We start from the raw sequence: 10,194 nt of genomic DNA on the forward strand, positions 1-10,194 counted from the left end.
CGCAATTCTTGTTCGCGCATGCGTGGAATGCGGCGAAGAAAGCGGAATACCTCGCGGTGTACCGCGCCGATGTCTTCCATTTTGGACAAAAAGCGGTAAACAGATTTTACTTGGTATTCCACCAATTGGGCATTGCCCATTTCGAAGTGGGCGATCAGGTTGAGAATGCGGGCAAACACTTGGATGTCGCCTCGATAATCGGGATTCTTTTGGTTGATGATCAAGTTGAGGTAGGTGATGGCGTTGTCGTTGTCGCCACTGCCAAAATAAAGGCAAGCGATGCGGTAGTAGAACACCAAAATGCGGTGATGATCCCAGTTGTATCGCTCGTTTTCAATGATTTCCATCAATTCAGGGATCAGGGTGATGCCTTCGGTGAAAGTCCCTTCGATGAAATGCTTTTGGATGGAGTGGATGTATTTGAACAAAGAGAACAGCCCTTCAATGTTGTTGTCGTCGGCCATGTCAAATCGCTCTGGAAAGCTCATTAAATCATTAAAAACTTCGGCATAGCGTTTGTAATGCAACATGTTGTACAGGGTGCTCAGCAGGTTGTGCAAGCCTTTGAGGTATAGTGGAGTATGCAACTCCAGCATCTCATGGTTTTGGTTGAACAAATCTACCCAGCGCTGGGCATACCGGTAGCAAGACGTAAACTCCTGGTTCATATGATAATACCACATGTGGGCCTGGTTGTAGTACACCTTCCCCATGAAATCCAGGTTTTTGTATTCCGTTTTGGGCAGGCGGGAATAAAAAAACTCTTTTACATCCTGGGCATCTTTTTCGTTGCGGACGTAGCCTACTTTGAGGTACAGGCCATACAACTGCAAAGCCAGGTTTGAAAAAGCATGCGTATTTTCAATGATATGCGTCAATTCCAGGGTTTCGGCAGCCAGCATGTCTGCCCGCCCCTCGATGCTGCGGGTGATGTATTGTCCTTCGATGTGCTTTTCAAATTCCAGAATTTCCAGGGCCAGTGCATGGTAATTGCCAGTTCTGGCCCTTCCTTTTGCTTTCTCCAGCATATCCAGCGCCTGCCGATAAAGGCCTTTGTTGTACAATACCCGCGCGTAATCCACCATCTCGCGGATTTGGATGTCATTGGCATTTTTGGTACTCAAAAGCCGCAAACTGGTAAGGAGTTGCTTGTACAAATGTGCTTTGAGATTGGAGAGCTGACTCTTTTTGACTTCGGGTATTTTTTTCAAAATTACGTCTTCCTCATACTCTCCTCTTTTTTCCAAAAAATCGAAAAGTTGCAGAAACAGAATGTCTTCTGAAGACTGGTTGCGCTTCACAAACAAGCGAAAATGCCTCTTTTCGGCCCTGGTAAGTGAACGGATGAGCGCTACAAGGTCATCTGTTTTTTGTTTAGGCATTGTAGATTCGATTTTATTAATCGATTAAGAGTCAACAACTTTTGGAACATCGTGCTGTTTACCGACTTGTACTAATTTTTGATTTTGATTTTAAGCCGCTTGACCAACAAAATATCTTTGAAGTCAGCAAACATACAAAATCCGCACCAATGAGTAGCAACAGGATTTACATATTTGACACCACCTTAAGAGATGGGGAACAAGTTCCGGGGTGCAAATTGAATACCGACCAGAAAATCGAGTTGGCTTTGGCCCTAGAAAAACTGGGCGTTGATGTGATCGAGGCAGGGTTTCCTATTTCCAGTCCAGGTGATTTTGCATCGGTGGAAGCCGTGTGCAAAGCAGTGAAAGATCCCATTGTGTGTGGTCTTTCCCGTTCGGTGGAAAAGGACATCAAAACCGCAGCAGAGGCCTTGAAATATGCCAAACGCCCCCGCATTCACACAGGAATAGGAACTTCTGATTCGCACATCCTGCACAAGTTTAAAGCTACTCGCGAAGAAATCATCGAACGTGCAGTAGCTGCCGTAAAGTACGCTAAATCCTTTGTGGAGGATGTAGAATTTTATGCAGAAGACGCAGGCCGTACCGACAACGAGTACCTCGCCAGAGTAATTGAAGCCGTAGTAGCCGCGGGAGCCACTGTGCTAAACATTCCCGACACTACCGGGTATTGCTTGCCAGAGGAATACGGCCTGAAAATCAAGTACCTCTACGAAAATGTGAAGGGTATTCACAACTGTGTGCTTTCCACCCATTGCCACAACGACCTTGGTCTGGCAACCGCCAATTCCATCGCCGGAGTTCAAAACGGTGCACGCCAAATCGAGTGTACCATCAACGGGATTGGAGAACGCGCCGGCAACACCTCTCTGGAGGAAGTGGTGATGATCATGCGCCAACACCCTTATTTAGGCTTCACCACGGGCATCAATTCCAAGTTATTGAATCCAACCAGCCAATTGGTGAGCGATCGCATGGGAATGCCTGTACAGCCCAACAAGGCCATCGTAGGTGCCAACGCATTTGCCCACTCTTCTGGGATCCACCAGGATGGGGTAATCAAGCAACGGGAAACCTACGAAATCATCGATCCATTGGAAGTTGGTGTCGATCAGTCCAAGATTATACTGACCGCCCGCAGTGGTCGCGCCGCCCTGGCTTTCCGCGCCAAAGAGATCGGCCACAACCTGACCAAAGATGAACTCGACCTTACTTATGTGAAGTTTTTGGAGTGGGCTGACCGCAAAAAAGAAATCGACGATACCGATTTGGAAGGCATTATTGTCGAGGCCAGATAAGCCTTAACCGTAATTTGACCAAATATTACCAAAATTTTACTTTGCTTTAAGCCACTAATCAATTGTATAGTACGTTATTTAGAAGATGAAAAGGTTTCCTATTTTGGCTTTGCCAAAGGAAACCTTTTCCTGTTTTTTGTCGTCTAACTTGACTAAACCAAAACTCAGTCCTTACGATAACAAATTATATTGATCCCATGGAAAAGAAAATTGCTATTCTCCCCGGTGACGGCGTTGGCCCGGAGGTAGTTGAACAAGGTGTAAAAGTATTAGAAGCCATTGCCGACCGATTTCACCATCAATTCACTTTGCATTATTTGGACATTGGTGCAAGTGCCATTGAAAAAGGAGGGCTTCCTTTGCCCGCCAAAACACTGGAAGTTTGCCAACGCTGCGATGCCATCCTTTTTGGTGCAGTAGGCGACCCCAAATACGATCACCGCACGCCTGGAGCAGATCGACCGGAACAGGGCATTTTGCAGTTGCGCAAAAAAATGGGGCTTTTCTCCAGTATTCGCCCGGTGCGTGCAATTCCCTCTTTGTTGCACCTTTCTCCATTGAAGAAAGAAAAAATTAAGAATGTAGATTTCATCATTTACCGGGAATTAACCGGTGGCGTATACTATGGCGAAAAAGGCCGCAACGCCGATGGCAGTGCGTATGACGTGACCATTTATCACCCCCGTGAAATCGAACGCATAGCCCGAATCGCTTTTAAGCAAGCGGCAAAACGCAAGGGGAAACTGACCCTGGTAGATAAAGCCAATGTATTGGAAACCTCGCGGCTTTGGCGGGAAATTGTGTGCAAAATGGCGACTTTGTTTCCAACTGTGAAAGTTGATTTTTTGCACATCGATCATGCCGCCATGCAAATGGTGTTGGATCCGCAGGAATTCGACATAATTCTTACTGACAATTTATTTGGAGATATACTTTCGGATGAAGCGGGCGCTATATCCGGTTCGGTTGGTTTGTTGCCCTCGGTTTCGTTAGGTGATGGTACCCCCTTGTTTGAACCCATCCATAGCTCTTACCCACAGGCAATTGGCGAAGATGTTGCCAATCCTATCGCCACAATTTTATCGGTTGCGATGATGATGGACCATTTTCAGTTGTACGAAGAGGCTTCGGTGATTCGCTACAAAGTACGTCATGTACTGGAAAAAGGCATCGGAACAGCAGAATTGCACCTGGATACAGAATACTCCTGCTCTCAAATGGGCGACTTGATTGCTCACCTCATTACCGATCACTATGAGATGCACCAAAGCATCAGTGTGATGGGAGAACGGGTAGCAACCATAATTTGAGCATTAGGTTGAAGTTGGTTTGGCATTTTACGCGCATTTCAATCAGTAAAATACCAAACCAGCTTAAATCAAATCTGATTCTTCCTCTCTTACCTCATTCGCTCGGCTGACATAAAAATAAAAAAAGACCAAGCCAATGCCGACAAAAAGCAGCACACCAGCAGGATAAGCTACATCATCGTCCATGCCGATGGCATCAAAAAAGCCGCCAAAAAGCAGGCCCAATCCGGCCATAAAGGCTACAATTCCGTGTTTGAGCGAACGCAATTTGTTCACCGTATTGCGGCGAAAAATACTGGCATCCCGGCCAGATTCAATCAGCGCCAAACGCACCTTGGTGCGGTGACTGAAGAAAAAATAGAAAAAAACAATGGCAGCAATGAACGGCCATACTACCGCATTGATGGCTACCGCTACTTCTGGTCCGTGCATGTTTTTGTATTTTTGAAACGAAACAATGTTGGTATCATTTGATGGTTTGACGAGATGGGGTCAGATCTGGTTACAAATAAATGCGATTTTTTTCGAGCTTTGTGGCTCAAAAAATCACCATGCGCATCATTGGCAATATTGAGCACCCGATTCTGAAAATTTCGGTTTTCAAGATGGACAACAAAATTTCGGTCAAATTTGAATCGGGACTGTACGAACAGATTTATAAATTCCGCAGCGGAGAAGGCGTCGACACCCTCGAAGATGTGGAGAAGATCGTTGATCCAACTTTTCAAGCTCAAGTGTTGGAACATTTAAACCTGATGCACCAAATGCGCAATCAGGCCATCAGTCGAAACATTGTTGTGGAGGAAGAAGATGAATTTGAGCGGATTATTTAGTGCTACTTGGCGGAAGGCCGAGAAAATTCATTTTTTGGTACTATTAGATAGCTTCCAAGCTCAGCGCGGGTACTCCAACAAAAAATTCTTGATGTAGCCCTGTACAACTGCAAGCCCCATGTTGAAATCCTTATTGTTGTTGATCACCAGATCGGCATGCTCGATGTGGGGGGCAACATATTTTTCAAAAGTAGGCGTCACGTGATGCTCGTAACGGTACAACACAACGTCGATGGGATAATTGCGCTCCACTTGGTCGCGCCGAATGCGGCGAATCACCTTGAGGTTTTCCTTGGCATGAAGGAAAATGCGCAAGTCCAACAAGGCACTGATTTTTTTGTAGTGAAAAACAAACAGACCTTCCACAATAATCACCGGAGCAGGATTAAAGACCAACAGTTTGGGATCTCCGACTTCGTTATTGAAGGTGTATTCCTTGCGGGTGACCACTTGGCCTGCCATCAGTTTTTCCACATCCAGTAGAAAAGATTTCTTGTCGATGGAACCAGGCAGGTCAAAATTGTATACGCCCTGCTCGTCTTTTTTCTGATCCGCCCGGGGTTTGTAATAATCGTCCTGGGAAAGCACACAAACATCTGCATCCGTAAAAGGCTCCCGCAACAATTTGATAAACGTCGTCTTTCCAGAGCCGCTACCTCCGGTAATCCCAATAACCAATGGTGAATTCATCTTTTTGACTTGAATTAGTGTTTGGCATTCACCAAACCGACCAATTCGAGCATGGTTTCAGAAGGATAGGTGTTTGCTACAATGGTGATGGGTTTGCTTTGAGGGCCAGCTTTGCCCATGCTGTCAAATTTGACTACAATCTTGCCTTTGCTGCCAGGCTTGATGGCTTCTTTGGGCCATTCCGGCACCGTACAACCACAGGTAGAGTGTGCATTGGTGATCACCAGCGGCACTTTGCCGGTATTGGTGAATTCGTATTCGTGGGTGATTTTTTGTCCTTCTTCTATTGCTCCAAAATCAAAGGAGTGGATCTTGAAATCCAATTTTGCCACATTGACTGTGTCAACGTATTTGGGCTCAGCCGTAACGGGATTGCGAATGATGTCGGAATTAAAAACCAATTCCGGGTCGGTAATTTCTTCAACGGCCCGTTGATCTTGTTGGGTTGTATTTTGGCAGGCGGCCAGAAAAAACAGAAAAATGAACAAAGAATTGTAGCGCATGGAACCGATTTTTTAGAACTTCACGTGGCGAAAATAAAAAAGCTTCTGGTGAAGCTGCGATTTATTTTTGATCTTTGATTCAAGTTTTTCGAGATGAATGTATATCTGGTGGGTTTTATGGGTTCCGGCAAATCGTACACTGGTCAGCAAGTGGCTACTGCTTTGAATCTGCCATTTGTGGATCTGGATGCTCGTTTGGAAACCCAGGAAGGGCGCAGCATTGGCCAAATTTTTGAAACCGATGGGGAAGCCCACTTTCGTCAATTGGAAGCAAAGATTCTCCGCGATACGGTCAATGACCATTCTACCATCATTTCCTGTGGTGGAGGCGCGCCCTGTTTTCACCAAAACATGGATTGGATCAACGAACATGGACTGAGCATTTATTTACAGGCCAGTGTGGAACTTTTGGCCAAACGGCTGAAAAAAGGACAAGCCCAACGCCCTTTGGTACGCGACCTCAACGATACCCAATTGGAGGCTTTTATTGCAGATCGGTTGAGTGTTCGAGAATCCTTTTACAACCAGTCGAAATTGATTGTTTCACAAATTGGAAATGAATCATTGGTACCCCAATTGGTAGCATTGTATCAGACGTTCCAATCTGCTTCATCCAAATGAAACCAACATTTGCCATTACAACCAAACAAACTTTGATAGAGGTTATGATTTGTGCTTGTCTGCAATCTTTTGCAACTCGGCATCAATAAAGGCTTTGCTCATCCACTTGCCGCGCAGCATCACCCCAAGTTGTTTCCAGGTATTGTTGATGTCCTCCAAGGGGTTGCCTTCCAGAAGGATAAAATCAGCGGAAGCTCCAGGTTGGATGGTACCAAATTGTCCACTTTGTCCAAAATAGCGCGCAGGGTTGGCCGTTCCGCTGTGCAGAATGGTATACGGCGTAAGTCCGGCTTCAAGGAGACTGGCCATCTCGTGGTGCAATGAAAATCCGGGAACATTGAACACCTGTGGTGCATCCGAACCCAACAGCAAATCTAAGCCAGCACTGTGCATGCTGCGCAGCATTTTTTGACGCAGGGCGATAAATTTTTTCCATTGGGCTTCGCTAAAGCCTGCACCAGTCAGGCTTTGTTTGCTTTGTCGCCATTGGTATAGGGTTTTGGAGGGCATGTATTGCATCTCCCGCTGATTGGCCAATAGATTGGCATCAACTGGTGAAAACCAGCGGGTAAACAAGCTTTGGGTAGGCACTACCCAAACCCCTTGCTTTTTGGTTTCGGCAACCAAAGCGCCCAATTGTTTATCGTCGGCCAGATCAACATAATTGAAGCCAAAAAAGCCTCCTTCGGGGTTTGCCTTCAGGGTTTCGGCAGGAACCAGGCCTTCCAGGTAGCCATCCAAATGGTCGACAGAAGCATAGCGAAAGGCCAGGGCATGGCGAATGCCCACCTCAACTGGAACGTGGCCAGCAAAAGGCAATTTCAAGGATTGCGCAGTGGTTGCCAAGGCATCAAATACATCACGCTTTACACCAGGGTGGATTTTCAGGAAATCGTATCCGTCTTTCTTGTATTGCGCGGCTTTTTGACGACCTTCTTCAGGTGTTTTGACCGAGTTGCCATTGATGGAAGGGCTGGAGGTAAAAATGCGTGGCCCGAGGACAGTACCTGCCATCACCTCTTTGCGCAATCCCAAATGGTACGGATCACCCAACATGCCACGGATGGTGGTTACGCCATTGGCCAGGTACAAGAAAAGCACATTGCGTACTTCGGCGTCGTTGCCATCAATGGGCGTTGGGATATGGGCGTGCATTTCGGCCAAGCCAGGCATCAAAAATTTGCCAGTGCCGTCAATGGTTTCTACTTTTTTGCTGTATTTGAGGGCATCGGCAGGCCCCATTTTGTACACTTTGCCATCTTTCACCAGCACCGTATAATCTTTCAACACCGTTTCACTGGTCATCGGAATGACGTTGACATGGGTGAAGGCCGTGATGGTGGATTGGGCTGAAAGTTGGACTAACGAACCTGAAAGAAAGAATATGGAAACCAAAAATGATCGCATGACTGTAATGGTTTTTTTCGCTTGAATGATTCAAATGCCGTTGGTAAGACATAAGTGCATGGCACAAAATAGGATACAAAAGATTAGTTGTTTTACATCTACTATTTGCCATTTACTTATCTTCATAATGGCCATAACATCGAGCAACGTGTATAAATTCTTCATCTTTTTGGTAGACCAATCGGTGTTTTTGGTTTATCCTACGAGACCACCAGCCAGATAGATTGCCTTTCAGTCGCTCTGGTTTTCCGGTGTCTCTATCCATGAAAATATCATGCAACAACTCAAGGATTTTACCACCGAGTTTGGTGTCTTCATCAAGTATTTGTTCTATGTGTCGTCTGGATGTTTTGGTAAATGATATATTCATCCTACAAGTGCTACTTTTTGGCCTTCTCCATTGAGTTTGTACCCTCTTGAAAAATCAATGTGATAAATGTCCGCAAGTACCAACATTCGATCATATTTTAGACTACTAGATGGCTCCCAGATATCAAAAAAAATCAAAAAAGCACCGTAGCTTTCCATGGTTTGATCTATGAACCCAATAAGTTGATTGATCTTTTTTTTGCTAATTGTCAATGATTTATTAATTACTAGATTGGCTACTATCATCATAAATTGAACATCGCAGACTCTAAATCTGAAAGCCTCCATTGCCATATCGTCAAATTTAGGTCGAGGTGCTACATAAATTATTTCATTAAGATCTTTGCCCAGGAATTCCTGCTTTATTTTTTCAATGGATTCAGCCATTGTTGTAATCTGGAAGTCAAACCATGTTATCACTTTTTCTGCCAGTGCTTTAAATTCTGTATTGTTTTCAAGTGATTTTATGATCCGACTTATTTGGTTGAAAAGTTCATCAGGTTTCATTATTGGCGCATTGTCACCTTCTGTACTTAAATTATTGAGGAACAACCGAGATGCTTTGGCTGCTTCATCAATATCAAAGAGATTCACGTTTTTAGTCAAAATATCGATCAATGCATTATTGTAAAGGTTGTTTGGCGTATCATCTCCAGCTCTATACACTACCCTTAGCATCATTTCATTTATTACCTTAGCTGTCATTTCACTCATGTATTGTGTCTTTTGATCCCATAAGTTAAAAAATGCGGAGATGGAGGGATTCGAACCCCCGGTACCCTCGCGAGTACACTTGATTTCGAGTCAAGCCCGATCAACCGCTCTGGCACATCTCCTGTGTGGAAAACAAAAATAACAAAAGGGGCTCGGTTTTACGCATTGCAATGAATAAAAAACAATCCGATAAGGATTTTTGATTTAAAAATGTTCCACCATAAAACAGATTATCCTATATTTCCTTAAAAAATTAGAGATACTATGCCCGTTGTTGAAAAGTCCCCCAATCGTTCCCTGGTTTTTTGGCTCAGTCTTTTACTGGCTTTGATCATTCTCTTCTTGAGTTTTCCAAACCAAGGCCAATGGTTCATCACTCGTTATTTGGTGAATTCAGCGCTCGGATACGAGCAATACATCAAAAATCATCCCAAAAGTCCATACCGGGAAAAAGCTTCCTGGCGCTTGGCTCAAACCAAAAAAGATCCTGCACTCTACTTGGATTTTGCTGCTGATTTTCCCAAAAATTCCAAACGAGAAGAAGCCATGTGGACTGCAGCCCGGCTACTGCACACTCCTGCCGGGTATTGGGAGTACTTCAAAAACTACCCGGAAGCAAAATATGCCCGAGACCGGGGCTACAAAGTCAACCAATTGCGGGTTTCGGCCCTGGTATACCGCGACCGCCAAAAACGCGCCGCAAGCTTAGCTTATTCCAAGGTTTCGGACAAGGATGGAAACTCCTACCGCTGCATCCAATTGGGCAAACTAACCTGGCTGGCCGACAACCTCAATTTGCACCTCAAGGGTACTTCTGCCTGTTTTCAAAACCAAGATGCATATTGCGCCCGTTTTGGCAAATTGTATTACTTCACTGGCGCACAAGATGCATGTCAGCGTTTAGGGCCAGGCTGGAGGCTTCCCACTGAGGCAGAATGGGTGGAGCTTTTCCGCATGTACGATCCGATCAGCGATTTAAAAAAAGGAAGTGCCAAGGTGTTTCGGGCGCTTTTGAGGGATGGAGACAGTGGTTTTGAGGTTCGTGGCGGCGGATATTTTACACC

At 45.1% G+C, this 10,194-nt stretch carries 12 protein-coding genes and 1 tRNA gene; 5 read left to right on the top strand and 8 right to left on the bottom strand.

Features of this window, described 5'->3' with window-relative positions:
- Nucleotides 1–1,382, bottom strand: a 1,382-nt coding sequence (locus ABW391_RS19095) for a hypothetical protein (RefSeq protein WP_353483504.1), incomplete at its 3' end; no start/stop codon positions are given.
- A gap of 149 nt (nucleotides 1,383–1,531) precedes the next feature.
- On the opposite strand from ABW391_RS19095, the gene ABW391_RS19100 reads away from it, so the two are divergent.
- Entirely contained in the window at nucleotides 1,532–2,683 is a 1,152-nt protein-coding gene (locus ABW391_RS19100) for a 2-isopropylmalate synthase (RefSeq protein ID WP_353483505.1), read from the top strand.
- Nucleotides 2,684–2,880: 197 nt separating this feature from the next.
- Nucleotides 2,881–3,993: a 3-isopropylmalate dehydrogenase gene (gene leuB, locus ABW391_RS19105; RefSeq protein ID WP_353483506.1), complete on the top strand. Its 1,113-nt coding sequence runs from the start codon at nucleotides 2,881–2,883 to the stop codon at nucleotides 3,991–3,993.
- Between the two features lie 63 nt (nucleotides 3,994–4,056).
- On the opposite strand, the gene ABW391_RS19110 is transcribed toward leuB, so the two are convergent.
- Entirely contained in the window at nucleotides 4,057–4,425 is a 369-nt protein-coding gene (locus ABW391_RS19110) for a DUF6249 domain-containing protein (RefSeq protein ID WP_353483507.1), read from the bottom strand.
- An 80-nt stretch (nucleotides 4,426–4,505) separates the two neighbouring features.
- On the opposite strand from ABW391_RS19110, the gene ABW391_RS19115 reads away from it, so the two are divergent.
- Nucleotides 4,506–4,826 (top strand): hypothetical protein, encoded by a 321-nt coding sequence (locus ABW391_RS19115; RefSeq protein ID WP_353483508.1) that lies wholly within the window; start codon nucleotides 4,506–4,508, stop codon nucleotides 4,824–4,826.
- Between the two features lie 60 nt (nucleotides 4,827–4,886).
- Here the strand turns inward: ABW391_RS19115 and ABW391_RS19120 are convergent, their stop codons facing one another.
- Entirely contained in the window at nucleotides 4,887–5,516 is a 630-nt protein-coding gene (locus tag ABW391_RS19120) for a uridine kinase family protein (RefSeq protein WP_353483509.1), read from the bottom strand.
- Nucleotides 5,517–5,530: 14 nt separating this feature from the next.
- The gene (locus tag ABW391_RS19125; protein ID WP_353483510.1) at nucleotides 5,531–6,019 is read right to left on the bottom strand and encodes a DUF1573 domain-containing protein; all 489 of its coding nucleotides are present in this window, start codon (nucleotides 6,017–6,019) and stop codon (nucleotides 5,531–5,533) included.
- A gap of 93 nt (nucleotides 6,020–6,112) precedes the next feature.
- On the opposite strand from ABW391_RS19125, the gene ABW391_RS19130 reads away from it, so the two are divergent.
- Complete coding sequence (locus ABW391_RS19130) at nucleotides 6,113–6,640, top strand: shikimate kinase (RefSeq protein ID WP_353483511.1); 528 nt, start codon at nucleotides 6,113–6,115, stop codon at nucleotides 6,638–6,640.
- A 42-nt stretch (nucleotides 6,641–6,682) separates the two neighbouring features.
- Here ABW391_RS19130 and ABW391_RS19135 read toward each other — a convergent pair whose 3' ends face one another.
- From ABW391_RS19135 to ABW391_RS19150, 4 genes are all read right to left on the bottom strand, one after another.
- Nucleotides 6,683–8,047, bottom strand: a complete 1,365-nt coding sequence (locus ABW391_RS19135; RefSeq protein WP_353483512.1) for an amidohydrolase family protein — start codon at nucleotides 8,045–8,047, stop codon at nucleotides 6,683–6,685.
- 112 nt (nucleotides 8,048–8,159) lie between these two features.
- Complete coding sequence (locus tag ABW391_RS19140; protein ID WP_353483513.1) at nucleotides 8,160–8,417, bottom strand: Txe/YoeB family addiction module toxin; 258 nt, start codon at nucleotides 8,415–8,417, stop codon at nucleotides 8,160–8,162.
- Nucleotides 8,414–9,130 (bottom strand): hypothetical protein, encoded by a 717-nt coding sequence (locus ABW391_RS19145; RefSeq protein ID WP_353483514.1) that lies wholly within the window; start codon nucleotides 9,128–9,130, stop codon nucleotides 8,414–8,416. The genes ABW391_RS19140 and ABW391_RS19145 overlap by 4 nt, the downstream gene beginning before the upstream one ends.
- A gap of 35 nt (nucleotides 9,131–9,165) precedes the next feature.
- Nucleotides 9,166–9,252, bottom strand: a tRNA-Ser gene (locus tag ABW391_RS19150).
- Between the two features lie 142 nt (nucleotides 9,253–9,394).
- Between ABW391_RS19150 and ABW391_RS19155 the strand changes: the two genes are divergently transcribed.
- Nucleotides 9,395–10,194: FISUMP domain-containing protein (locus ABW391_RS19155; RefSeq protein WP_353483515.1), on the top strand; the 800-nt coding region annotated here is incomplete at its 3' end.

The sequence above is a fragment of the Haliscomenobacter sp. genome (genome assembly GCF_040403615.1).
Taxonomy (GTDB): domain Bacteria; phylum Bacteroidota; class Bacteroidia; order Chitinophagales; family Saprospiraceae; genus Haliscomenobacter.

Excerpts from the sequence above, each read along its gene's own strand:
- ABW391_RS19125 (WP_353483510.1), bottom strand. The coding sequence starts at position 6,019 with ATGCGCTACAATTCTTTGTTCATTTTTCTGTTTTTTCTGGCCGCCTGC.
- ABW391_RS19135 (WP_353483512.1), bottom strand. The coding sequence starts at position 8,047 with ATGCGATCATTTTTGGTTTCCATATTCTTTCTTTCAGGTTCGTTAGTC.
- ABW391_RS19140 (WP_353483513.1), bottom strand. The coding sequence starts at position 8,417 with ATGAATATATCATTTACCAAAACATCCAGACGACACATAGAACAAATA.
- ABW391_RS19130 (WP_353483511.1), top strand. The coding sequence starts at position 6,113 with ATGAATGTATATCTGGTGGGTTTTATGGGTTCCGGCAAATCGTACACT.
- ABW391_RS19100 (WP_353483505.1), top strand. The coding sequence starts at position 1,532 with ATGAGTAGCAACAGGATTTACATATTTGACACCACCTTAAGAGATGGG.
- leuB (WP_353483506.1), top strand. The coding sequence starts at position 2,881 with ATGGAAAAGAAAATTGCTATTCTCCCCGGTGACGGCGTTGGCCCGGAG.
- ABW391_RS19145 (WP_353483514.1), bottom strand. The coding sequence starts at position 9,130 with ATGAGTGAAATGACAGCTAAGGTAATAAATGAAATGATGCTAAGGGTA.
- ABW391_RS19120 (WP_353483509.1), bottom strand. The coding sequence starts at position 5,516 with ATGAATTCACCATTGGTTATTGGGATTACCGGAGGTAGCGGCTCTGGA.
- ABW391_RS19115 (WP_353483508.1), top strand. The coding sequence starts at position 4,506 with ATGCGATTTTTTTCGAGCTTTGTGGCTCAAAAAATCACCATGCGCATC.
- ABW391_RS19110 (WP_353483507.1), bottom strand. The coding sequence starts at position 4,425 with ATGCACGGACCAGAAGTAGCGGTAGCCATCAATGCGGTAGTATGGCCG.